General features: G+C 73.2%; 24 protein-coding genes. 5 read left to right on the forward strand and 19 right to left on the reverse strand.

The genetic code is table 11. The annotated features are described in order from the left end of the window. Positions 1 to 38 precede the first annotated feature (38 nt). A complete protein-coding gene (locus AB0I91_RS17855; protein WP_499637562.1) occupies positions 39 to 914 on the reverse strand; it encodes an LppU/SCO3897 family protein in 876 nt (291 codons plus the stop codon). Positions 915 to 1065: 151 nt separating this feature from the next. Next, positions 1066 to 1686 carry an LppU/SCO3897 family protein gene (locus tag AB0I91_RS17860; protein WP_499612038.1) on the reverse strand — a complete coding sequence of 207 codons (621 nt, stop codon included), beginning with the start codon at positions 1684 to 1686 and terminating at the stop codon, positions 1066 to 1068. A gap of 211 nt (positions 1687 to 1897) precedes the next feature. Here AB0I91_RS17860 and AB0I91_RS17865 point away from each other — a divergent pair, with 211 nt between their 5' ends. The 3 genes from AB0I91_RS17865 to AB0I91_RS17875 all read left to right on the forward strand — a co-directional run bounded on the left by AB0I91_RS17865 (position 1898) and on the right by AB0I91_RS17875 (position 5091). Beyond that, positions 1898 to 3559 carry a DNA repair helicase XPB gene (locus tag AB0I91_RS17865; RefSeq protein ID WP_498777664.1) on the forward strand — a complete coding sequence of 554 codons (1662 nt, stop codon included), beginning with the start codon at positions 1898 to 1900 and terminating at the stop codon, positions 3557 to 3559. A gap of 122 nt (positions 3560 to 3681) precedes the next feature. Continuing rightward, positions 3682 to 4146 (forward strand): hypothetical protein, encoded by a 465-nt coding sequence (locus AB0I91_RS17870; protein WP_498777666.1) that lies wholly within the window; start codon positions 3682 to 3684, stop codon positions 4144 to 4146. Between the two features lie 9 nt (positions 4147 to 4155). Continuing rightward, entirely contained in the window at positions 4156 to 5091 is a 936-nt protein-coding gene (locus AB0I91_RS17875) for an o-succinylbenzoate synthase (RefSeq protein WP_498777668.1), read from the forward strand. 9 nt (positions 5092 to 5100) lie between these two features. On the opposite strand, the gene AB0I91_RS17880 is transcribed toward AB0I91_RS17875, so the two are convergent. The 13 genes from AB0I91_RS17880 to AB0I91_RS17940 form a co-directional block, all read right to left on the reverse strand. After that, positions 5101 to 6132, reverse strand: a complete 1032-nt coding sequence (locus tag AB0I91_RS17880; RefSeq protein WP_499612033.1) for a serine hydrolase domain-containing protein — start codon at positions 6130 to 6132, stop codon at positions 5101 to 5103. Then, on the reverse strand, positions 6129 to 7034 hold the full coding sequence (locus tag AB0I91_RS17885) for a DUF6895 family protein (protein WP_498777673.1): 906 nt from the start codon (positions 7032 to 7034) through the stop codon (positions 6129 to 6131). The genes AB0I91_RS17880 and AB0I91_RS17885 overlap by 4 nt, the downstream gene beginning before the upstream one ends. Further along, positions 7031 to 7723 carry a hypothetical protein gene (locus tag AB0I91_RS17890; RefSeq protein WP_498777675.1) on the reverse strand — a complete coding sequence of 231 codons (693 nt, stop codon included), beginning with the start codon at positions 7721 to 7723 and terminating at the stop codon, positions 7031 to 7033. The genes AB0I91_RS17885 and AB0I91_RS17890 overlap by 4 nt, the downstream gene beginning before the upstream one ends. 42 nt (positions 7724 to 7765) lie before the next feature. Beyond that, positions 7766 to 7954, reverse strand: coding sequence for a hypothetical protein (locus AB0I91_RS17895; protein ID WP_498777677.1), 189 nt, complete (start codon positions 7952 to 7954; stop codon positions 7766 to 7768). A 199-nt stretch (positions 7955 to 8153) separates the two neighbouring features. Beyond that, complete coding sequence (locus AB0I91_RS17900; protein WP_498777882.1) at positions 8154 to 9254, reverse strand: CapA family protein; 1101 nt, start codon at positions 9252 to 9254, stop codon at positions 8154 to 8156. Beyond that, on the reverse strand, positions 9251 to 9877 hold the full coding sequence (locus tag AB0I91_RS17905) for an SRPBCC family protein (protein ID WP_498777679.1): 627 nt from the start codon (positions 9875 to 9877) through the stop codon (positions 9251 to 9253). Before AB0I91_RS17905 ends, AB0I91_RS17900 begins: the two co-directional genes overlap by 4 nt. Further along, a complete protein-coding gene (locus tag AB0I91_RS17910) occupies positions 9874 to 10728 on the reverse strand; it encodes an FAD binding domain-containing protein (RefSeq protein ID WP_499612027.1) in 855 nt (284 codons plus the stop codon). The genes AB0I91_RS17905 and AB0I91_RS17910 overlap by 4 nt, the downstream gene beginning before the upstream one ends. After that, on the reverse strand, positions 10725 to 13187 hold the full coding sequence (locus AB0I91_RS17915; protein ID WP_498777683.1) for a xanthine dehydrogenase family protein molybdopterin-binding subunit: 2463 nt from the start codon (positions 13185 to 13187) through the stop codon (positions 10725 to 10727). Before AB0I91_RS17915 ends, AB0I91_RS17910 begins: the two co-directional genes overlap by 4 nt. After that, entirely contained in the window at positions 13184 to 13726 is a 543-nt protein-coding gene (locus AB0I91_RS17920) for a (2Fe-2S)-binding protein (protein WP_498777685.1), read from the reverse strand. The genes AB0I91_RS17915 and AB0I91_RS17920 overlap by 4 nt, the downstream gene beginning before the upstream one ends. A gap of 72 nt (positions 13727 to 13798) precedes the next feature. Beyond that, a complete protein-coding gene (locus tag AB0I91_RS17925; protein ID WP_498777687.1) occupies positions 13799 to 14905 on the reverse strand; it encodes an XdhC family protein in 1107 nt (368 codons plus the stop codon). Next, positions 14898 to 15986, reverse strand: a complete 1089-nt coding sequence (locus tag AB0I91_RS17930) for a vWA domain-containing protein (protein ID WP_499637567.1) — start codon at positions 15984 to 15986, stop codon at positions 14898 to 14900. Before AB0I91_RS17930 ends, AB0I91_RS17925 begins: the two co-directional genes overlap by 8 nt. Next, on the reverse strand, positions 15983 to 16861 hold the full coding sequence (locus AB0I91_RS17935) for an AAA family ATPase (RefSeq protein WP_499612020.1): 879 nt from the start codon (positions 16859 to 16861) through the stop codon (positions 15983 to 15985). The genes AB0I91_RS17930 and AB0I91_RS17935 overlap by 4 nt, the downstream gene beginning before the upstream one ends. Further along, complete coding sequence (locus tag AB0I91_RS17940) at positions 16858 to 17799, reverse strand: AraC family transcriptional regulator (protein ID WP_499637570.1); 942 nt, start codon at positions 17797 to 17799, stop codon at positions 16858 to 16860. Before AB0I91_RS17940 ends, AB0I91_RS17935 begins: the two co-directional genes overlap by 4 nt. A 72-nt stretch (positions 17800 to 17871) precedes the next feature. On the opposite strand from AB0I91_RS17940, the gene AB0I91_RS17945 reads away from it, so the two are divergent. Then, positions 17872 to 18678: an NADP-dependent oxidoreductase gene (locus AB0I91_RS17945; protein ID WP_498777696.1), complete on the forward strand. Its 807-nt coding sequence runs from the start codon at positions 17872 to 17874 to the stop codon at positions 18676 to 18678. 72 nt (positions 18679 to 18750) lie between these two features. Next, positions 18751 to 18972 carry a PspC domain-containing protein gene (locus AB0I91_RS17950; protein ID WP_230569752.1) on the forward strand — a complete coding sequence of 74 codons (222 nt, stop codon included), beginning with the start codon at positions 18751 to 18753 and terminating at the stop codon, positions 18970 to 18972. On the opposite strand, the gene AB0I91_RS17955 is transcribed toward AB0I91_RS17950, so the two are convergent. From AB0I91_RS17955 to AB0I91_RS17970, 4 genes are read right to left on the reverse strand one after another with little or no spacing between them, the layout of a single operon-like run. Beyond that, a complete protein-coding gene (locus AB0I91_RS17955) occupies positions 18973 to 20322 on the reverse strand; it encodes a beta-N-acetylhexosaminidase (RefSeq protein WP_498777698.1) in 1350 nt (449 codons plus the stop codon). After that, entirely contained in the window at positions 20319 to 21164 is an 846-nt protein-coding gene (locus AB0I91_RS17960) for a carbohydrate ABC transporter permease (RefSeq protein ID WP_498777700.1), read from the reverse strand. Before AB0I91_RS17960 ends, AB0I91_RS17955 begins: the two co-directional genes overlap by 4 nt. Next, the gene (locus AB0I91_RS17965; protein WP_499612093.1) at positions 21161 to 22048 is read right to left on the reverse strand and encodes a carbohydrate ABC transporter permease; all 888 of its coding nucleotides are present in this window, start codon (positions 22046 to 22048) and stop codon (positions 21161 to 21163) included. The genes AB0I91_RS17960 and AB0I91_RS17965 overlap by 4 nt, the downstream gene beginning before the upstream one ends. Then, the gene (locus tag AB0I91_RS17970; RefSeq protein ID WP_499637573.1) at positions 22048 to 23322 is read right to left on the reverse strand and encodes an extracellular solute-binding protein; all 1275 of its coding nucleotides are present in this window, start codon (positions 23320 to 23322) and stop codon (positions 22048 to 22050) included. Before AB0I91_RS17970 ends, AB0I91_RS17965 begins: the two co-directional genes overlap by 1 nt. Positions 23323 to 23395 lie beyond the last annotated feature (73 nt).

A 23395-nucleotide genomic window follows, 5' to 3' on the forward strand; every position in this document is an offset into this window, starting at 1 on the left:
CCGGGTTGAGCGGGTTCACCCGCCGGTGGTCACGGGCGTCACATCTCGGCGGGCGCCAGGCAGTACGTGACGGGCGGCTCCGGGTAGGCCATGCCCGCGCCGTCGGGGCAGGCCTCCAGGTCCGCGGAGCCCTCGATGACCTTGACCACCTTGATGGTCTCGGGGCCGGTGCACCCGGTCTTGACGAACCCGGTGCCCTCGTCGGGCTTGTAGCAGGAGCCCTCGGCCATGTTGGGCAGCAGGCACAGCTTGTAGCCGTCGCCGACGCTCGCGGCCGGGACGATCTCGGTGTAGAGGCCGTCCTCGGGGCAGGTGGCGTCGGTGGTCTCCAGGACCTTGGCCACCTTGTAGGAGGCCTCGTCGGCGGAGCAGTCGAGGGTGTCGACCTCGGCCCGGTTGTCGGCCTCGGCGGACACGCTGACGCAGTCGCCGACCTCGGCGTTGGCGGGATCACTGGTGAGGTAGCGCACGCCGTAGACGACGATGCCGATCAGCAGCACGACCAGCACGCCGATGAGGATCTTCCGGCCACCGCCGCCGGGCTTGCCGGTCCCGTTCGCCGCGGGCGCCTGGGAGGCGGGCTCGGCCACGGGGTCCGCGGCGGGGGCCGGTCGCGCGCCGGGCACGGCGGTCGGGCCGGCGGGCGTCACGGGCTCGTTGCCGGCCACCGGGCGTTCCCTGGCCGCGGAGCCCGGCTCGGGGGCGGTGTCGTCGGGCTCGGTGGAGCCGGGGCCGGAGCCCAGACCGGACGACGCGGGGCTTGCGAGGTCCCGCTCGTCGGCCGACGCGGCGGCGTCCCGCGAGGCCGCGATGCGCTCGGCGTCGGCGGGCGGCACGTCGGGGCGGGCGGCGGGATCGCCGGCGGCCCCGGTCGGCGCGTCGTCGTCGGCGGGTCGACTCGGCTCGTTGCTCATGATCATCCTCGCTGGACGGGTGCGCGTGACGCCACAGAAGGTAGCGCCACGCGCACCCGCGAGGTGGATCAGCCGCTCGCGGCTCGGCGGGTGTCCCGCCCCGTCCTGCCGGACGAGGACGTCAGGGACGGCCGCGCGCTCGCGAGGTGGGTCAGGCTTCCTCGGTGGGCGCGAAGCAGAGGGTCGTCTTCGGCTCGGGGAACGTCAGCGGCGCGCCCTCGGTGCAGGCGCTCTCGTCGGCGGTGCCCTTGATCAGCTTGACCAGCTTGACCGTGCCCGCCTTGCCGCAGTCGACGGCCGGGTAGCCCATCTGCGAGGTGTTGTCGAGGTCGTAGCAGCTGCCCTCGACCAGGTTCGGCACCAGGCACAGCTTCGCGTCCGGGCCACGACGGGCGCGCTCGGTGTACTCGTCGTAGTAGTCGCCGGCGCACTTCGCGCTGGTGGAGTCGAGCACCTGGCCGACGGTGTAGTTCGCCTCGGGGGTGCCGCAGTCGACGGTCTTGAACTCCGGGTTCGTGTTCGTGCCGGTCACGTTCGCGCAGTCGCCGGCCTTGGTCTGCGCCGCGTCGCTGGTGAAGTAGTTGATGCCGTAGACGACCACACCGGCCACCGCGATACCGATGATCGCGGTGAGGATGCGCGCGACGATGCCCTTCTTCTTCGGCGCAGGCGGAATCGGCTGGCCCTGCGGGGCGTTGTGGAACTGCGGGGCGCCCTGGTGCTGCGGACCGTTCTGGTACTGCGGTGCGGACGCGGGCATGTCCGTGCTCATGTGGACCTTCGTTCATCCGGGGAGGGCCCCAGTGCATCCGCGCGTAGGGTCGCGGTGGGGCGCAGGGACGCTATCGGCTGCACCACAAGGGCGTACGCGGCTTTACCGAACCGAGTCCGTAAGCGTTGCGTGCACGTGCGCGTACTGTCCGCTTTCGACTTGCACGCGGTAGGCACACTTGAAGGACACCAAGCGACAGGAGCGCGCACCCGTGACCGACGGCCCTTTGATCGTCCAGTCGGACAAGACACTGCTGCTGGAGGTCGAGCACCCGCTGTCGGACGACGCGCGCACCGCCATCGCGCCGTTCGCCGAGCTCGAACGCGCGCCCGAGCACGTCCACACCTACCGCATCACGCCGCTGGCGCTGTGGAACGCGCGCGCCGCCGGCCACGACGCCGAGCAGGTGGTCGACGCGCTGGTCCGGTTCTCCCGCTACCCCGTGCCGCAGCCGTTGCTGGTGGACGTGGTCGACACGATGGGCCGGTTCGGCCGGCTCCAGCTGGCCAACCACCCCGCGCACGGCCTGGTGCTGAACTCGCTGGACCGCGCCGTGCTGGAGGAGGTCCTCCGGCACAAGAAGGTCAAGCCGATGCTGGGCGCGCGAGTGGACGACGACACGGTGGTCGTGCACCCGAGCGAACGCGGCCGGCTCAAGCAGCTGCTGCTCAAGATCGGCTGGCCGGCGGAGGACCTGGCCGGGTACGTCGACGGCGAGGCCCACCCGATCGACCTGGTCGAGGACGGCTGGGAGCTGCGCGACTACCAGCGCCGGGCCGCGCAGGCGTTCTGGGCGGGCGGCTCGGGCGTGGTCGTGCTGCCGTGCGGCGCGGGCAAGACGCTGGTCGGCGCGGCGGCGATGGCCGAGGCGGGCGCGACCACGTTGATCCTGGTCACCAACACCGTGGCCGGTCGGCAGTGGAAGCGGGAGCTGGTCGCGCGGACCTCGTTGACCGAGGACGAGATCGGCGAGTACTCCGGCGAGCGCAAGGAGATCCGGCCGGTCACCATCGCGACCTACCAGGTGATCACCCGCAAGTCGAAGGGCGAGTACAAGCACCTGGAGCTGTTCGACTCGCGGGACTGGGGCCTGATCGTCTACGACGAGGTGCACCTGCTGCCCGCGCCGGTGTTCCGGATGACGGCCGACCTCCAGTCGCGCCGCCGCCTCGGGCTGACCGCGACGCTGGTGCGCGAGGACGGCCAGGAGGGCGACGTGTTCTCGCTGATCGGGCCGAAGCGGTACGACGTGCCGTGGCGCGACATCGAGGCGCAGGGCTGGATCGCGCCCGCCGAGTGCGTCGAGGTGCGGGTGACGTTGACCGACAACGAGCGGCTGGAGTACGCGACGGCCGAGGCGGAGGAGCGCTACAAGCTGTGCTCCACGGCCCGGACGAAGCTGCCGGTGGTGAAGGCGATCCTGGACCGGCACCCCGACGAGCCGACGTTGGTGATCGGGGCCTACCTGGACCAGCTGGAGTCGCTCGGCGAGGCGCTGGACGCGCCGATCATCCAGGGCTCGACGAAGAACAAGGAGCGCGAGGCCCTGTTCGACCGGTTCCGCCGCGGCGAGCTGCGGACGTTGGTGGTGTCGAAGGTGGCGAACTTCTCCATCGACCTGCCCGAGGCGTCGGTGGCCGTGCAGGTGTCGGGGACGTTCGGGTCGCGGCAGGAGGAGGCGCAGCGGCTGGGCCGGTTGTTGCGGCCCAAGGGCGACGGTCGGCAGGCGCACTTCTACTCGGTCGTGTCGCGGGACACGTTGGACACCGACTACGCGGCGCACCGGCAGCGGTTCCTGGCGGAGCAGGGCTACGCGTACAAGATCGTGGACGCGGACGACCTGCTCGGCCCGAAGCTGCCCGAGGTCGGCTGAGCCGACGCACCGGCCCGCCCCGACCCGCCTCCGGGTCGGGGCGAACCCGAGGATTTTGCGCTCCGGGAGAAGAACGCTATTAAGGACCGGTGACCCGGATCGCGCCGTTACCCCGTTGGTGGATGTGGCGGCCCGAGGCCGACCTCGACGCGATCCGCCGTGCGGCGAAGGGGAAACGGGTCTGGGCGCGGCCGTCCGAGTGGGACGTCGTGCTGGCGGCCGACGCGCGGGACGTCGTGCACTGCGAGCAGTTCACCGATCCCGGCCAACGCCGCCGCGCCGGCCGCCTGTGCGCCCACTTCGACGCCATGCGGGACCTGGACGCGCGGCGGGTCGCGCGGGTGGAACTGCTGCTGTGGCGGGCGTTGCTGGCGTTGCGGGACAGCCAGCCGGTGCGGGAGGCGTTGCGGCGGACCGAGAACCGGCCCGGCCTGGCCGCCGCGATCGCCGAGCCGACCCGCGAGCTGGCCGAACTGGACCGTCGCCTCGACCAGTTCGAGTCGGCGCTGCGGATCGTCGTGGAGGAGCTGGACCCGGAGCTCACCGGCGCCGCACTGCGCCGGGTCGCCGCGCTGGACCCGCTCTAAGCTCGTCCGGTGCTGGTCTACTCGATCCCGATGCGCAACCGGTTCCGCGGCATCACGGTGCGCGAGGGCGTGCTGCTGGAAGGGCCCGCCGGGTGGGGTGAGTTCTGCGCGTTCCTCGACTACTCCGACGACGAGTGCGCGCCGTGGCTGGCGTGCGCGCTGGAGGCCGCCGAGCAGGGGTGGCCCGCGCCGGTCCGCGACCGGATCCCGGTCAACTGCACGGTTCCCGTCGTCTCCCCGGAACGCGCGCACGCCATCGTGGCCCGTTCGGGTTGCGCCACGGCGAAGGTGAAGGTGGCCGACCCGGGCACGCCGCTCGCCGACGACCTGGCGCGCGTCGAGGCGGTGCGGGACGCGCTCGGGCCGTCCGGTGCCATCCGGGTGGACGCGAACATGGCGTGGGACGTGGACGCGGCCGTGCGCGCGATCCGCGAGCTGGAACGGGCGGCCCAGGGCCTGGAGTACGTCGAGCAGCCGTGCCCGTCGATCGAGGAGTTGGCGGCGGTGCGGCGGCGGGTCGACGTGCGGATCGCGGCGGACGAGTCGATCCGGCGGGCGGAGGACCCGTTGAAGGTGGCGGTGGCCGGTGCGGCGGACATCGCGGTGATCAAGGTCGCGCCGCTGGGCGGTGTGCGGCGGGCGTTGGCCGTGGCGCAGGCGTGCGGGCTGCCGTGCGTGGTGTCGTCGGCGGTGGAGACGTCGGTCGGGATGGCGGCCGGGTTGGCGTTGGCGGGTGCGTTGCCGGAGCTGGACTTCGCGTGCGGCCTGGGCACGTTGTCGCTGATGGACGGTGACGTGACCGGTGACCCGCTGCTGCCGGTGGACGGCTACCTGCCCGTGCCGGCGCGCGCCCCGGAGCCCGACCGCTTCGCCGAGTTCGCCGCCGACGACGTGACCGCGGCCCGGTGGCTGGCCCGTCTCGACCGGGTCCGCGCCGGGTCCTGAGCGTGGGGTTCAGGGGTCCTGGGTGTTCGACACGAGGGGCTTGGAGGTGCGGCTCGCGGCGCGGTCGACCAGTGACCAGGCGGCGTCGTAGCAGCGTTGCACGAACGTGCCGCCCACGGTCGGACCCGCGTTGGCCAGGGCGGCGAACGCGGTCGACGTGGAGGGGCTGAAGGCGGCGAACGCCGTGCAGCCGCGCGTGGCGCCGGAGTGGAACAGCAGCTCGCGGCCCGCTCGGCGGCGCAGGTTCCACACCAGGCACACCTCGTGGTCGCCGGCCGACACCCGCGGCCGGGCGGCGTCGGCGACGGCCCGGCCCAGCGGCCCGGTGAACGGCGGCAGGTGGGCGGTCAGGTAGCGCAGCAGGTCGAGCGCCGACGAGCGCAGGGCGCCGGCGGCGGGCAGGCCGGGAATCTCCCACGGCGGCCGGGGACGTCCCCGCAGATGCCCGGTGACCTGCGCGGACGCCGAGCAGTCCGTGTCGGTCAGGTTCAGCGGGCGCAGCACGCGGTCGGCCAGCAGGTCGGCGTAGGGCCGGCCCGCCGCGGCGGCCAGGGCCTCGCCCAGCAGCGCACCGCCGAAGTTCGAGTAGCGGTAGCGGCCGGGCGCGCGGGCCCGGGTGCGGCGCAGCGCGGCGGCGAAGTCGTCGGCGTCGAAGTCGCGGTAGGGGTTGGTGCGCCAGCGCGGCGCCGCCCGCGGCAGCAGGCCGGGCGGGAGGCGGGGCAGGCCGGAGGTGTGGGTGGCCAGGCGCTCCAGGGTGACGTCGGGGCCCAGGAAGGGCGCCGATCCCGGCGGCAGGTGGCGTCGGACGGGGTCGGCCGGGTCCACCTCGCCCCGCCCGGCCATCTCGGCGAGCAGCAGGCCGGTGAACGTCTTGGTCAGCGAGCCCAGCTCGAAGCGGGTGTGCCCGGTGACCGGCGAGGACGCCCGGCGACCGGTCGTGCCGCCGACCAGGACGAGTTCCCGGTCGCCCTGGCGCAGCGCGACCGCCACCCCCGTGGCGTCGGGCGCGGCGGCCGGCAGGTGCTCGACCAGGTCCCTCACGTGCGGCTGCCGAGCAACCGGGACATGGCCAGCGTGCCCGCGACGGCGGCCACCACGGCGGTGTGCTGGTGGTCGTGGAACCGCTTGCGCGGGTCGTCGACGACCGGGTCGGTGTCGCGCGGCACGAACCCGTCGGGGTGCTGGGCCTTCGCGAACAGCTCCCACTCGGCCACCTCGCAGCGCGGCTCGGGCAGGCACGCGCCCACGATCAGGAACTCGCCGAGCAGGTCCCACTGCCCCGCTTCCGCCCACACGTCGACCCACACCGGGAGCCAGTTCTCCAGGTACTCGACCACGTCGGCCGGCAGGGCGTCCGGCAGCGCGCCCCAGTCGGTGAAGTGGAAGACGGCGTGCGTGAGGTGGTAGGCGGTGTACCAGTCCAGCGCCCACGGCTGCGGCGTGCGACCCAGCCACGTCTGCCGGAGCATGGCCATGAGGTCGTCGTCCCGGTGGATGCCCACCACGCGGTGGGCGTTGGCCACGGCCAGCCTCCGGTTGGGCAGCACCTCGGTCAGGGAGTCCGCGGCCGAGCCCTCGCGGAGGGCCTCCTCCAGCGACTCGTGGTGGTAGCCGCTGCGGGCGTGGTGGACGTAGGTCTCCAGCGGGTCGGTGAGCAGGGCGTGCCGCAGCTGGCGTTCGTAGAGCAGGTCGCCGTCGCGCAACTGGCCCCAGGAGAAGTCCAGCAGCTCGCGCGCCGCCGCCTGCTCCGCCGTGCCGGCCACGCCCTCGCGCAGCACCAGCGACGACACGAGCGCCAGCTCGCACAGCGACTTGTAGACCCCGTTCGGGTCGTTGAGGTCCGCGGTGGCGTCGTCCTCGAACGCGCCCAGCTCGCGGTGGGCGTGCAACCAGCCGAGGGCTCCCGCGGTGACGTCGTGGGCGATGTGGACCACCGTGGTCACGGCTCACCCACCAGGTGACGGGCGACCGCGAGGTCGAGCAGCCGTCGCGGCTCCGGGCCCACCCGCAACGCGACGTGCTCGACCAGCATCACCGGACTGAACGGCAGCGGGGCGCCCGCGGCGTGCACGAAGGCGACCCAGCGGGTCAGGCGGCTCGCGGTGGCGAAGTCCCGCCGCAGCACGGTCCGCAGCACGCCCCGGCACAGGGCCAGCGGCTGCGCCACCACCGCGTCCACCACGGGACCGGTCGCGCCGGGGTGGGCCAACGACGACAGCTGCGCCACGGCCACCGACCACCGCGCCCACTCCCGCGCCGGGCCCAGCACGCCGGCCGGGTCCTCGGGCGTCGCGACGGCCGCGTCGCCCGTGACGCGCGCGAGCAGGCGGGCGGTGGACCAGTCGTGCCAGGCCATCACCCGCTGCTCCGGCGCGGCCGGCTCCGCGACCGGCGGGAACACCGCGAGGGACGCCGTGACGACTTCCACGTCCTGGGCGTCCAGCGGGCGGTTCAGCACCACGTGCGGCAGGAAGACGTCCGCGCCGACCAACCGGACCGCGCCGAGCCCGGCGGTCGGGTCGGCGCGCGACTCGAGGAAGGCGGCGAGGTCGACCCCACCGCCACCCCTCAGCGCGCCGAGCACCCGACCGGCCAGGTCCGCGGCGTCACGCGCACAGGACGACGCGTCCACGACACTCCCGTCGCACGTTCGTTCGAGCTCGGACGGTGGGCGTTACTTCGCGGGCTCCTTCGGCGTGCCCGGCGAGAGCGCCAGCAGCAGGCCGAGCAGGAGGACGCCGGCGGCGTTCGGCACGGGCAGCGGCGGGTCGGACAACTCCGACTCGGGCTCCGCCACCAGCGTGCTCAGCCGCGCCAGGTCGCCGGGCGAGGCGACCGGCAGGGTCAAGGTGTGAACAGACATTGGAGCCTCCCTCCACAGTGGGCGTCACGACGTTCGTCGCAGTGGCTGCCCGTGAATGTTCGCCCATCGAGTGGAGCACAGCCGGCCGCGTACGTCTTCTGCCCGGCTCGGGATCCCGGCCGGTAATAACTGAGTGGGTGACAAGTGGTTTTCCGTTTCGCCCCAACGGTTTCGGAGCGTTACGGCCTGCCGGCCCCGGTCACGGGTGGGCGATGGTGGAGCCCAGGCTGCGCACGACGCCGTCGGTGCGGGCGAGGGCTTCCGCCCGGCGCGGGGTGGCCGGGACGCGGGTCAGGTCGACCACGCGGATGGGTGGGCCGAACTCGACCAGGGTCGGGACGTAGGACGCCTCCTGGACCGCCCAGCCGGACGGTCCCTTCACGAACTTGAAGCGGGTGACGATGCCCTCTTCCGTGATGCCCCGCGGCTCGGAGTGGCGGGCCACCTCGTTGCCCATGCCGTAGACGACCCACTTGCCGCCGATCTGCTCGATCGGCTGCACGGCGTGCACGTGCGTGCCGATGATCAGGTCCACCGCCGGGTCGGCGAGGACGGCCCGCGCCATCTCCCGCTGCTGCGGCGTCGCCTCGTGCTGGTACTCGTTGCCCCAGTGCAGGCTCGCCACCACGACCTCCGCGCCGGCCGCCTTCGCCGCGCGCGCCGCGGCCAGCACGCCCTCCGTGGAGAGCTGGTTCGCCATCCACGGCTGCGGCAGCGGGATGCCGTTGAACCCGTAGGTGAACGCGATGTGCCCGACCTTCACCCCGCCCACGTCCAGCAGCAACGGGGTCGCGGACTCCTCCGGCGAGCGGAACGAGCCGGTGTGCTTCAGCCCGGCCGCGTCCATCACGTCCAACGTCGTCCTGATGGCAGGCGCGCCCCGGTCGAGGGTGTGGTTGGAGGAGGTGGAGCAGCTGTCGTAGCCGATCTCCTTCAACGCCGACGCGACCTCGGGCGGCGCGCTGAACGCCGGGTAGCCGTAGGTCGGCGCGCCCGGCGCGGACAGCGGCGTCTCCAGGTGGCAGATCGACACGTCGGCGTCGATCGCCTCGCGCAGCCCCTCCAGCAGCGGCACGAAGTTCCGCGCGCCGTCGGCGTCGGCCTGCTCGGTCAGCGCCGGGTGGATCAGGATGTCGCCGCCCGCGGCCAGGGTGAACGACGGCGGCTCCGGCTCTGACGACGTGGTGGTCACGGGCGCGGACCGCGCGGACGTGATCACCACCGGCGACCCGGTGCAGGCCGCGAGCAGGCAGAGGCAGGCGACCAGCCCGAGGACCGGTCGCCCGCCGCGCGCGTTCAGCGGTGCCGCCCGCGGAGCCTGCGCACCAGCAGCGCCACCACCAGCAGCCCGGCCACGACCGGCAGCACCCGCTTGAGCAGGGGCACGCCCGCCGTGTCGAGCAGGTCGATCGGCTCGTCGGGCACGGCGCGCAGGTGCGGCTTGGCGGCGGTCTCCGTAGCAGTCACCTCCTCAGCTTCCGCCGGCGCGAGCCGCGTCGCCAGGCATTCCGCGAACTCGCCGATGATCCTGCCGCTGACCTCGCTGATCAGACCCCGGCCGAGCTGGGCGGGACGGCCGGTGATGCTCAGGTCCGTGACCACGGACACCTCGGTGCCGTCCGAGGCCGACACCAGCGCCACGGACACGGAGGCGGACGCGGTGCCGTTGCCCCTGGTGTCCTTGCCGGACGCCTTCAGCACGGCCGCGTGCACCCGCTCGTCGACGGAGGTGAACTCGCCGGTCCCCTTGTACAGCAGCGTGACGGGCCCGAGCTTGACCTTGACCGTGCCGGTGAACTTCCGCCCCTCGACCCCGGTGAGGGTGGCGCCCGGCATGCACGGCGCCACCTTCTCCGGGTCGAGCAGCGCCGCCCACACGTCCGGCACGGGCGCGGGGACGGCGAACCGGTGCTCGAGCTTCATGCGCTCACCGCGGCCGTCACCGCCCGCTCGGTGAGCACGCGGGCCAGGTGCGACCGGTACTCGGCGTCGGCGTTGCCGTCGCTGGGCGGGTCGGCCCCCTCGGCGGCCCGGGTGGCCGCCGCCGTGATCGCCTCGGCCGTCGCGGGCTGCCCGACCAGCGCTTCCTCCACGCCGCGGGCCCGCACCGGGGTCGAGCCCATGTTGGTCAGGCCGACCCGCGCGTCGGCGATCCGGCCCTCGGCCACCCGCACCGCCGCGGCCACCGCCACGATCGACCACGCCTGCGCCACGCGGTTGAACTTCTCGTAGTGCGCGCCCCAGCCGGTCAGCTTGGGCACCTTGACGTGGGTGAGCAGCTCGTCGGGCGCCAACGCGGTGGTGAAGTAGTCGACGAAGAACTCCGCCGCGGGCACCTCGCGCGTGCCGCCCGGCCCGGCGCACACCATCACCGCGTCCAGCGCCAACGCGGGCGCGAGCAGGTCGCCCGCCGGGTCGGCGTGGGCGAGCGAGCCGCCGAACGTGCCCCGGTGGCGCACCTGCGGGTCGGCGACGGTGTCCGTGGCCAGCCGCAGCAGCCCCGCGTGCTCGCGCACCAGCGGGTCGCGCTGCACCTCGTAGTGCGTGGTCATGGCGCCGATGCGCAGCGAGTCGCCGTCGTCGTGCACGCCGGTCAGCTCGGTCAGCCCGGACAGGTCGACCACCACGGTCGGCACGGCCAGCCGCATCCGCAGCACCGGGATGAGGCTCTGCCCGCCGGCCATCACCTTGGCGTCCTCGCCGCCGGCGGCCAGCGCGCGCACCGCCTCGTCCACCGTGGTGGGCGCGACGTAGTCGAACTCGGCCGGGATCATTCCGCACCTCCCCGCTCGTCGGCGGCGCGCGAGTCGAGGGAGCCGAGGCCGCCGCCCGCGCCGGGCGTGGTCGGCACGCCGTCGCCGCGGCCCTGGATCGCCTTCCACACCCGCATCGGGGTGCACGGCATCTCGACGTCGGTGACGCCCAGGTGCCGCACGGCGTCGACGATCGAGTTGACCACGGCGGGCGTGGACGCGATCGTGCCCGCCTCGCCGACGCCCTTCACGCCCAGCGGGTTGCTGGTCGCGGGCGTCTCGGTGCGGTCGGTGGTGAAGTGCGGCAGGTCGACCGCGGAGGGCAGCAGGTAGTCGGCGAAGGTGGCCGTGGTGAGCGTGCCGCTCTCGTCGTGCACCGCCTCCTCGTACAGGGCCTGCGCGATGCCCTGCGCCAGGCCGCCGTGCACCTGGCCCTCCACGATCATCGGGTTGACCACCTTGCCGACGTCGTCCACGCACACGTACGAGCGGATCTTCACCGCGCCGGTCCGCGTGTCGACCTCGGTGGCGCACAGGTGCGTGCCGTGCGGGTAGGAGAAGTTCTCCGGGTCGAACGTGGCCTCGGCGTCCAGGCCGGGTTCCACGCCGTCGGGCAGGTCGTGCGCGACGTGCGCGGCCACCACCACGTCGCCGAGGGCCATGGTCGTGGACGTGCCGCGCACGGAGAACGCGCCGGCGGTGAACTCGACGTCGTCCTCGGCGACCTCCATCAGGTGCGCGGCGACCGTGCGCGCCTTGGCCAGCACCTTGTCCGCGGCCAGCGCCACCGCCACGCCGCCGACGGCCAGCGACCGCGAGCCGTAGCTGTCCAGGCCGCGGTGCGAGACGCGCGTGTCGCCGTGCAGCACCTCGACGTCCTCGAACGGCACGCCGAGCCGGTCGGCCACGATCTGGCTCCACGCCGTCACGTGGCCCTGGCCGTGCGGCGAGGTGCCGGTGATCAGCTCGACCTTGCCGGTGGGCAGCATCCGGATCGCCGCGTGCTCCCAGCCGCCCGCCGCGTACCGCAGGGCGCCGAGCACGCGTGACGGCGCGAGCCCGCACATCTCGGTGTAGGTGGAGATGCCGATGCCCAGCTGCACCTGGTCGCCGTTGGCGCGGCGCTCGGCCTGCTCCGCGCGCAGCGCGTCGTACCCGAACAGCTCCTTCGCGCGGGCGGTGGCGGTCTCGTAGTCGCCCGAGTCGTAGGTCAGGCCCGCGACCGTGGTGAACGGGAACTCGTCGTGCTTGATCCAGTTCCGCTCGCGCAGCTCCAGCGGGTCGACGCCCAGCTCGGCGGCCAGCTCGTCCATGATCCGCTCGATGGCGAACGTGGCCTCGGGCCGTCCCGCGCCGCGGTACGCGTCGGTCGGCACCTTGTTGGTGAACACGTTCGTGCAGGTGAACCGGTAGGCCGGGAACTTGTAGATGGCGTTGAACATGAACGCGCCGAGGATCGGCACGCCCGACGAGATCAGCCGCAGGTAGGCGCCCATGTCGGCGAGCAGGTCCACCTTCAGGCCGGTGACCGTGCCGTCGCGGCGGGCCGCGATCGTGATGCGCTGCAGCTGGTCGCGGCCGTGGTGGCCGGACAGCATCGACTCGGTGCGCGACTCGGTCCACTTGACCGGCTTGCCCAGCCGGCGCGCGACCAGCAGGGTCAGCACCTCTTCCGGCGTGACCTGGAGCTTGCCGCCGAAGCCGCCGCCGACGTCGGGCGCGATGACGCGGAGCTGCTGCTCCGGGATGCCGAGCACGGCCGCCAGCATCCACCGCAGGAGGTGCGGCACCTGCGTGGACGACCACATCGTCACCGAGTCGGGTGACGGGTCGACCACGACCGAGCGGGGCTCCATGAACGCCGGGATCAGCCGCTGCTGGCGGAACGTCCGCTCGACCACCACCTCCGAGTCGGCCACGGCCCGGTCGACGTCGGACCCGGTGCCCGCCTCGGCGGAGTCGAACACCCAGGTGGCGCTCTTGTTCGTGCCCAGGTCGGGGTGGACGAGGTCGGCGTCCGGTCCGACCGCCTCCGCCAGGTCGAGCACGACCGGCAGGTCCTCGTAGTCCACGTCGATCAGCGCCAGCGCGTCGTGCGCCTCGGCGGCGCTGCGGGCCACGACCAGGGCGACGGCCTCGCCGGCGAAGTTCACCCGGTCGACGGCCAGCGACGGCGCGGGCGGCGCCAGCATGTCCTCGGTGATCGGCCACGCGCACGGCAGGCTGCCCTGCTCGGCGGCCAGGTCCTGGCCGGTGAGCGCGAGCAGCACGCCGGGCATCCGGACGGCCTCGGTGACGTCGATCGAGGTGATCCGGGCGTGCGCGACCGGGCTGCGCAGCACGGCCAGGTGCAGCATCCCGGCGAGCTGGATGTTGTCGGTCCACCGGGTCGCGCCGGTGATCAGCCGGGCGTCCTCCTTGCGGCGGCGGGCCTGGCCGATCTCCCGCGCGCCGGCTTCCGGTTCGGCGGTGGCGGTCATTCGCCACCCCCGGCGTGCATCGGGGCGCGGTCGACCAGCGCCGTCTCGTCCACGCGCTCCGCTTCGGGGCCGGAGCCGGGGCTCATCCTCTTCGCGGCGTCACGCACGGCGCGCACGATGTTCTGGTAGCCGGTGCAGCGGCAGAGGTTGCCCTCCAGGCCGTGCCGCACCTCGTCCTCGTCGGGGTCGGGGTTGTCCGCGAGCAGGTCGATGGCCTGCATGATCATGCCGGGGGTGCAGAAACCGCACTGCAACGCGTGGTTCTGGTGGAACGCCTGCTGGACGGGGTGCAGCTGCCCGTCGCGGGCGACGCCCTCGATGGTGGTGACCTCGCGGCCGTTCGCCTGGACCGCGAGCACGGCGCAGGACTTCACGCTGTGGCCGTCGAGGTGGACCGTGCACGCGCCGCAGTTGCTGGTGTCGCAGCCCACGACCGTGCCGGTCTTGCCGAGTCGCTCGCGCAGGTAGTGCACCAGCAGCGTGCGCGGTTCGACGTCGTCGCGGTAGTCGACGCCGTCGACGGTGACCGTTATCCGCATGAACCCTCCAAGAGTGGTGGTGATGGGGGTCACAGCCGAGACTGCTCTTTGTTGCCTCGTCAAACAACCCCCTCACTTGTGGATGGAGCCGTCCGTCCGGGCCAGTCGCCCACCTCCCCCGCCCCAGCGCAGCGCGATGATCTCCGCGGCGATCGACACCGCCGTCTCCTCGGGCGTGCGCGCGCCGAGGTCGAGGCCGATCGGGGACGCGAGCCTGGCCAGCTCGCCCTCGGCCAGGCCCGCCTCGCGCAGCCGGCGCAGCCGGTCGTCGTGCGTGCGGCGGGAGCCCATCGCGCCGACGTAGCCGAGCTTGAGGCGCAGCGCGACCTCCAGCAGCGGCACGTCGAACTTCGGGTCGTGGGTGAGCACCGCGACGACCGTGCGCTCGTCCACCTTCCCGGCGTCGGCCTGCCCGGCGAGGTAGCGGTGCGGCCAGTCGACGACCACCTCGTCGGCTTCGGGGAACCGGCTCTTCGTGGCGAACACCGGGCGCGCGTCGCACACCGTGACGCGGTAGCCGAGGAACGCGCCCAGCCTGGCCACGGCGGCGGCGAAGTCGATCGCGCCGAACACCAGCATCCGGGGCGGCGGCTCGAACGAGTTCACGAACACCGCCATGCCCTCGCCGCGCCGCTGCCCGTCGGGCCCGTAGTGCAGGGTGCCGCTGCGGCCGGTGGCGAGCAGGCCGCGGGCGTCGTCGGTGATGGCGTCGCGGGCGCGGGCCGAGGGGATGTCGCCGGTGGCGCGGTCGGGCCAGACGACCACCCGCCGGCCGACCCACTCGGGGTGTTCCACGATCGTGGCGATGGCCACCGGTTCCTGGGCGCGGACCGTCTCCAGGACCTCGGGCAGTTCGGGGAAGGTCAGCCGGTTGACCGGCTCGACGTAGACGTCGATGATCCCGCCGCAGGTCAGCCCCACCGCGAACGCGTCGTCGTCGGTCACGCCGTAGCGCTGGAGGACCGGCTGGTCGGTCCGCACCACCTCTTGGGCCAGCTCGTAGACGGCGCCTTCGACGCAGCCGCCGGAGACGCTGCCGACGACGGCGCCGTCCGCGCCGACCAGCATCGCCGCCCCGGGTGGGCGGGGCGCGGAGCTGAACGTGGCGACCACCGTGCCGACGCCGACCGTCTCCCCCCGGTCGACGCGATCGGCCAGTTCGGCGAGGACATCACGCAAGTCGAACCTCCTCCAGCAGGGCGTGCAGGGTGTCGAGGCTGTGGCCGGCGAGCAGCCGGTCCAGGTGCGGCAGGGCCGCGGCGATGCCGGACTGCACCGGCCGGTACCCGTCGTGGCCGGCGTGCGGGTTGACCCACACGACCTTGTGCGCGAGCCGCTTGAGCCGTCGGGCCTGCTCGGCGAGCAGGGCCGCGTCGCCGCGTTCCCAGCCGTCCGAGCAGATGACCACGACGGCACGGCGTGCGGCCCCGCGTTGGCCCCAGCGGTCGAGGAACGCCTTGAGCGTCTCGCCGAGCCGGGTGCCGCCCTCGTAGTCGGGCACGGCGCGCGCGGCGGCGGCCAGGGCCTGCCCGGGGTCGCGGTGGCGCAGCTGGCGGGTGACGCGGGTCAGGCGGGTGCCGAGCGTGCAGACCTCGACGGGCATGCGGCGGGCGACGACGTGCGCGAAGCGGAGCAGCGCGTCGGCGTAGGGCTTCATCGAGCCGGAGACGTCGATCAGCAGCACGACCTTGCGGGGCCGGGTGGCGCGGCGGCGGTGGCGCGGCCGGGTCGGCTCGCCGGTGGCGAGCATGTCCTTAAGGGTGCGGCGCGGGTCGATCACGCCTCGCCGTGCCGGTGTCCGGCGCAGCGCGCGCCTCTTCGGCGGGACGGGTTCGAGGACGGCCAGCAGTTCGTCCAGGTGTCGCTTCTCGGCGGGGCTGAGCGTGGCGATGTCCTTGCGCCGCAGCACTTCCACGTCACTGGCGGCCGCCTTCACCGCGGGCGCCCGCCGACCGCTCCGGCCGCCCGCCCCGTCGCCGAGCGCGGCCAGGTGGCTGGTCTGCCGGACGCGCCTGCCCGGTGCCGCGGGTGGCACCCCGCCGAACCAGGCCGCGAACGCCGCGTCGTACCGGGGCAGGTCGTCGGGCTCGCCGCACAGCGTCACCCGGCCGGCCCAGTAGACGTCCTCGCGCCGTGCCACGTCGAGGACGTCGACCGCCGCGACGAACGCCTGCACCCGGTCCGGCCCGCACGCGACGCCACCGTGCCGGAGCGCGCGGGCGAACCCCACGAGCCCGATGGACGCCCCGGCTCCCGTCATCCCACGATTGTGCTCCCGGTCACGCCGCCGAGCACACCGGCTGAAAGGGCGCGCTGGGCGTCCTCCCGGTACTTGAGGACGGCACCGAGCGTGGTCGCCGCCGATTCCGCGTCCAGTTCGGTCCGGCCCAGGGTGAGCAGGGCTTCGGCCCAGTCCAGGGACTCCGCGACGCCCGGCGGCTTGAGGAGGTCCAGGTCGCGCAACCGCCGCACGGCTGACGCCACCTGGTGCGCGAGCCGTTCGGTGACGCCCGGCAGCCGGCGGCGGAGGATGGCGACCTCGCGGGCCAGGTCGGGGTGTTCCAGCCAGTGGTAGAGGCAGCGGCGCTTGAGGGCGTCGTGCACCTCGCGCGTGCGGTTGGACGTGAGCACGACCAGCGGCGGGGTCTTCGCGGTGACGCGGCCCAGTTCGGGGATCGTCACCGCGTTCTCGCCGAGCACTTCCAGCAGGAACGCCTCGAACTCGTCGTCGGCCCGGTCCACCTCGTCCACGAGCAGGACGCACGGCGCGTCTTCGAGGGCTCGCAGGAGCGGCCGGGCGAGGAGGAAGCGGCGGGTGTAGAGGGAGGCTTCGGCCTGCTCGGCGTCGACGGGCCCGGCGGCTTCGAGGGCGCGCAGGTGCAGGAGCTGGCGGGGGAAGTCCCAGTCGTAGAGGGCCTGGGTGGCGTCGATGCCCTCGTGGCACTGGAGCCGGATCAGGGGCAGGTCGAGGGCTTGGGCGAGCGCGACGGCCAGGGACGTCTTGCCGGTGCCCGGCTCGCCCTCGCAGAACAACGGCCGGTGCATGCGCAACGCCAGGTAGGCGGCGGTCGCGATGCCCTGGTCGGGCAGGTAGCCGGCGCGGTCCAGCCCGGCGGCGAGCTCCTCTGGCGTCACGGTGTCATTTTGCCGCCGCGCCGCGGGCGTCGGCTCGATCGCCGGGAAGTCGCCCGTTCGCGCCGGTAGCGGCCCGGCGCGGTGCCGTGGGCGCGCTTGAACGCGGCGGCGAAGGCGAACTCCGAGGTGTAGCCGACCTGGCCGGCGATCCGCGCCAGCGGCGCGTCGGTGTCCCTGAGCAGGCGGGCGGCGGTGGTCATGCGCCACCACGTCAGGTAGGTCAGCGGTGGTTGGCCCACCAGCGCGGTGAAGCGCTTGGCGAACGGCGCCCGTGACAGGCCGGCGGCCGCCGCCAGCTCCGCCACCGTCCACGGGTGCCCGGGGTCGCGGTGGATGTGGTGCAACGCGGTCGCGGTGACGGGGTCGTTCAGCGCGGCGGCCCAGCCCGTGGTCCGGTCGGCCCCGGTGAACCACGTGCGCAGCAGGTAGAGCAGGAGCGTGTCGAGCAGGGCCGGGACGAGGGCGTCGGAGCCCAGGCGCGGGTGTTCGAGCTCGCCGGCCAGCAGCGTGACGGCGGCGTGCAGCTCCGGGCCGGACACGAGCACGGTGTGGGGCAGGTCCCGCAGCAACGGGTGGACGCCGTGCTCCAGCTCGTACGCGCCGCACAACGTGACCGCGGTCGGGTGCGCGGGCACGGGGTGGTCGGCGACGAAGTCCGGGTCGTCCGGGTCGCACGCCTCGCCGACCACGGGCGTGGTGGGGCTGTCCGCGAGCACGTGCCCCCGCCCGTCGGGCAGGAACACGACGTCACCGGCGCGCAGCTCGACCGGATCGGCGTGGTCGCGCACGAGCCAGCACGTGCCCGCCAGCACGACCTGGAACCCGGACGCGCCCGGCACCGGCGCGAACCGCTGCGCCCACGGCTCCTCCCACGCCACCCGGGCGACCACGGGACGGCCGGTCCGCATCACCGCGATCACGTCGCTGAGCACGTCCACGAAGACGATTAGACAGGAAAACAGGACTCGGAAGCATGGATCGTCTCTCCGGCACTGCCTACGTTCGACAGCATGAAGAGCGCACGCATCCACACCCACGGCGGCCCGGACGTGATCGTGGTCGACGACGTCCCGATCCCCGAACCCGCTCCCGGCGAGGTGCTGGTGCGGGTGGCCGCGACCTCGTTCAACCCGACGGAAGTCGCCGTGCGGCGGGGCCTGGTCGACGTCCCGCTGCCCCACACGCCCGGGTGGGACGTGGCCGGCACGGTCGACGGCGAGCCGGTGGTCGGCTGGATCGACGGCGCGGCGGCCGAGTACGCCGTCACCACCCCCGACCGGCTCGTCACCGCGCCGCGCGCCATCCCGCTGGCCGACGCAGCCGCCCTGCCCCTGGCCGGCCTCAGCGCGTGGCAGATGGTGTTCGAGCACGGGGACGTCCGGCCGGGCCACCGCGTCCTGGTCAACGGCGCGGGCGGCGGCATCGGCGGGTTCGCGGTGCAGCTGGCCAAGCACGCGGGCGCGCACGTCACCGCCACCGCGTCCCCGCGCAGCGCCGGCGCCGTGCGCGAGCTGGGCGCGGACGAGGTCGTCGGCTACGGACCGACCGGGCGGTTCGACGTCGTGCTCAACCTCGTCGCGGACGCCGAAGTGGCACGGCTGGGCGGCGTCGTCGTCTCCGCGACCATGAGCGACGCACCCGACGCCCACTTCGTGACCCGCTTCGACCCCGCTCAGCTCACCGCCCTGGTCGCCCTGGTCGACCAAGGCGTCGTGGTGGTCGACGTGTCCGAACGCCACGGCCTCGCCCACCTGCCCGAACTGCACCGCCGCGCCGAGGCGGGCGACCTCAGGGGCAAGGTCCTCGTGACACCCTGAGAACGGGGGTCCGGGTGAAGTCAGGGTGCGTCCCCGATGCCCCGGACGGCCCCCGCGGCGCACTCTTGAGCCATGACGAACGACGTGCTCAACCAAGCCACCGACAAGGTCAAGAAGCTCCGCCGCAGCCGGACCGACAAGATGGTCGCGGGCGTGTGCGGCGGCGTCGCCAAGCTGCTCGGCGTGGACGCGGCGCTGGTCCGCATCCTGCTGGTCGCCGCCACCCTCTTCGGGTTCGGCGCGGGCGCGATCCTCTACCTCGCCTGCTGGATCCTCATGCCCGAGGAGGACTGATCACCGCGGGTGGCCGGGCACGCCCGGCAGCGCCTGCCACGGCCGGGGACCGTCGAGGGGGCGGTACTCGACGCCGAGCGCGTCGAGCCGCGGCAGGTGGTGCTCGGCCAGCCGGGTCAGGAACTCCGCCTCGTCGCGCCCGGCGGGGCTCCACACCACCTCGGCGAACGCGCTCAACCGGGGGAACGCGGCGTAGTCGAGGCGCCGCGGCGAGTCGAGGTGTTCGGTCCACAGGTTCGCCTGCGCCCCGAGCACCCGGTCCGCCGCCGCCGGCTCGTAGCGGTAGACGTCCTCCAGGGTCGTGACGGTGCCGACGGGGATCGGCTCGTCGGGGTGGTCGGACTGCCGGTAGTCCAGGTAGACGTGCTCCTCCGGGCACATCACGACGTCGTGGCCGCGGTCCAGCGCGGTCAGGCCGGCGTCCTCGCCGCGCCACGACGCCACGATCGTGCGGGTCGGCAGGGGTCCGACGCCGAGCACCTCGTCCCACCCGAACGGCCGCCGCCCGCGCTGGTGCAGGTGCTGGGCGATGCGCCGGACGAACCGGCCGTCACCGCCCTCGGCCTCGTCGCCGCCGAGCCCGACGACCTCGGACGGGAACACGTCCAGCAGCTCGTCGAACACCTGCCGGTAGAAGTCCACTGTGGACTCGTCGGCCCGCAGCACGTTCGGGTTGATCCCCCAGTCCGTCCACACGCCGCCGCCGGACGCGCCGAGCTCCGGGTACGCCGCGATGGCCGCCTGGCTGTGCCCCGGCACGTCGATCTCCGGCACCACCGCGATGTGCCGCTGCGCCGCGTAGGCGACGACTTCCCGCAGGTCGTCCTGGGTGTAGTAGCCGCCGTGGGGCCGCCCGGCCATGCCACCGGAACGCCGGTCGCCGAACCGCGAGTCCGGCCGCCACCCGCCGACCTCGTGCAGCCGGGGGAAGCGCCGCGACTCGAACCGCCAGCCCTGGTCGTCGGTCAGGTGCAGGTGCAGCACGTTCAGCTTGTGCACGGCCAGCAGGTCGACGTACCGCAGCAGGTCGTGCTTGGGCAGGAAGTGCCGCGCCACGTCCAGCATCACGCCGCGCCACGCGAACCGCGGGTGGTCCTCGACCTCGCACACCGGCAACGTCACCGCGCCGGGAGCCACCGCCCGGAACGCCGCCGGCCCGCTCAGCTGCCGCAACGTCTGGCGCGCGTAGAACTCACCGGCGTCGTCGGACGCCCGCACCCGCACGCCGTCCGCCGACACCGACAGCCGGTACCCCTCGGCGGGACCGGCCACCCGTTCGACCTGGAACGCGCCGTCGAACGGCACCTCGCCCGCACCGCGGGTGAACGAGACGGGACGCGGCAGGATCACGACTTCACCGCCCCGGCCAGGCCCGCGACCAGCCGGCGCTGCACCAGGATGAAGAACAGCAGCACCGGGATCGTCATCAACGTCGAACCGGCCATGATCGCCCCCCAGTCGTTCTGATCGGGTTTCACGAACACCTGCAGCGCCAACGGCAGCGTCTGGTTCTCCGCCGCCGAGATGATGAACGTCTTGGCGAAGAGGAAATCATTCCACGCGTGGATGAACGACAGCACGCTCGTCGCCACCAAACCGGGAGCCACCAGCGGGAACAGCACCTGCCACAGGAACCGGAACCGGGACGCGCCGTCCAGCGTCGCCGCCTCCTCCAGCTCCACCGGCACGGCCGCGACGAACCCGCGCAGCATCCAGATCGCGAACGGCAGGCTGAACGCGAGGTGCACCAGCACCAGCGAGCCGAGGTGGTTCAGCCCGAACGCCGGCGCCACGTCCCGCACCGACCGCATGAGGAAGAACAGCGGGATGGTCAGCGCCTCGACCGGGACCATCTGCACGACCAGCAGCATGATCAGCAGCGTGGTGCGGCTGCGGAACCGGAACCGGGTCAGCGCGGTGGCCGCCAGGAACGAGATCAGCAGGCTCAGCAGCACCACCGCGACCGCCACCACCACGCTGTTGAGCAAGTAGCGGCCGAAGCTCTGCACGGTCAACGCGCGCACGAAGCTGTCGAGCGTCGGCGCGAGCGTCCACGGCCGCGGGTCGGCCGAGATCACCTCAGCCTCCGGCTTCAGCGCCGTGAGCACCATCCAGTACAGCGGGAACGCCACCACGGCCGCGACGACGACCGTGACCGCTTCCGCCAGTCCTCGCGACGCACGCCGGTTCACAGCGCCTCCCCGCTCCGCCGCAGCGCACGCAGGTAGCCGAGGGTGACGAGCAGCAGCAACGCCGTCATCACCACGCCGATGCTCGCGCCGAGCCCGTACTCCGAGGCGGCGAACGCCTGCTGGTAGGCGTAGACGTTGAGCACCAGGTTGCGGCCCGCGATGCCGCCGCCGTTGGTCATGATGTAGATCTGGGTGAACACCTTGAAGTCCCAGATGACCGACTGGATCGTCACCACGATCAGCAGTGGCCGCAGCAGCGGCAGGATCACCTTGGTGGCCGCCTTGGCCGTGCTCGCGCCGTCCAGCGCGGCGGCCTCCAGCACCTCGCCCGGGATCGCCTTGATCCCCGCGTACAGGGTGACCATGACGAACGGGAACGAGCACCAGATCACCTGGGCCGCGACCAGCCCGAACGCCGTCCACTTGTCGTAGGTCCAGGAGAGCCCGGTGGTGCCCAGGACCTCGTTGACGAACCCGAAGTTGGCGTCGAACAGGAACAGCCAGATCGTCGACCCGGCCACCGCCGGCGTCGCCCACGCGCCGAGCGCGGCCAGGAACAGCACCGTCCGCGCCCACGTGCGGACCCTGGTGGCCAGCACCGCCAGCGCGGCGCCGACCAGCAGGGTGCCCGCCACGCAGACCGCGGCGAACCCGACCGTCTGCCCGAGCACGGACCAGAACCGCTCGTCCGACAGCAGGGTCGCGTAGTTGGCCAGGCCGAGGAAGGTCAGCGGCGCGCCACCGCTGACCTGCTCCTGGCCGTAGTCGAACAGGGAGATCAGCACGAGCTGGTAGATCGGGTAGCCCATCAGCCCGACCAGCACCAGCAGCGCGGGGGCGAGGTAGGCGAACGCGATCCGCCCGTCGCCCTTCGACGTCCGCATCACGAGCCGAAGGCGGCGTTCATCTGCTCGGCCGCGTCCCCGGCTGCCTTGTCGAGGTCCTCACCGCCGGCGGCGACCTGCTGCAACAACGTCGGCAGCACCGCCTGGGCGTCGATCTTGGCCCAGTTCGGCGTGACCGGCACGAACCGCGTGCCCGCCTCCAGGGTCGCGATGAACGGTTCCAGCACCGGGTTGGCCTTCGCCACCTCGGCCTGCACGTCGCCGAACGTCGGCAGGTTCCCCATCGCGTCGAACATCTTGCGCTGGTACTCCTTGCCGCCCAGCAGGCGCACGAACTCGGTGGCCAGCGTCCGGCGGTCGGTGCCCTTCAGCACGCCGAGCAGGTTGCCGCCCGCGAACGCCGGCGCGATGTCGCCCGCGTTCTTGCCCGGCAGCGGCACGACCGCGTACTTGCCCGCCGCGGCGGACGCGTCGACCGACTTGCGGTTGAAGTCGCCGCCCACGACCATCGCCGCCTTGCCCGCGCGGAACGCCTCGACGCTGGCGTCGCCGCCGTTGCCCGCGCACTGGGCGGGCGGGCAGATGTCGTCCGCGATCAGCTCGGTGTACTGGCGCAGGCCCGCCTTCGACTCGGCGCTGTCGATGGTGGCGACGTACTTGTCGCCGTCCTTGCGGGCGATGTCGCCGCCGTTGGCCCACACGAACGGCATCGCGCCGTAGGTGTACTTGCCGCCGGCGGAGATGCCGAGCAGGTCCGGCTTGGCGGCGCGGATCTTCCTGGCCAGCGGCGCGATCTCGGCCAGGGTGGCCGGTGGCTGGAGGTTCAGCTCCTGGAAGACGTCGGTGCGGTAGTAGAGCGCGCGCACGCCGACGTACCAGGGCACGCCGTAGACCTTGCCGTCCACCTTGCCGGTGTCGACGACGGCGGGCAGCAGGTCCTTCGCCTCGTCCCAGCCGCCGAGGTCGAGCTCGGCGAACCCGCCGCCCGCGACGTAGCCCGCGAGGTCGGTGTTGCCGAACTCGGCCACGTCGGGCGCGCTCTCGGGGTCGCTGAACGCGGCCTTGAACCGCTCGGCGCGGGTCTGCACCTGGATGTACTGGACGTCGACCGTGACGCCCTGGTGCCCCTGCTCGAACTCGGTGATCGCCTCCTTGACGACCTCCTCCTTCGGACCCCGGTTGACCTCGTCGAACAGCCAGACCTTCAGCTGACCCGCCCGCTCGTCACCACCGGTCGGCGCCGAGCCGGACTGGACCGGGGCGCACCCGGCCAGCACGACGGCGCCCACGACGACTGCTCCTGCGAACCGCATCTCGCCCACCCTTCAGGTGTCCCGTGTTGCGTGATGTGCAACGGCTATTTCACGGGAAGCAACGGCGATGCTA

Origin of the sequence: Actinosynnema sp. NPDC049800, assembly GCF_040656635.1 — a bacterium.
In the GTDB taxonomy this organism is placed as follows: Bacteria; Actinomycetota; Actinomycetes; order Mycobacteriales; family Pseudonocardiaceae; genus Actinosynnema.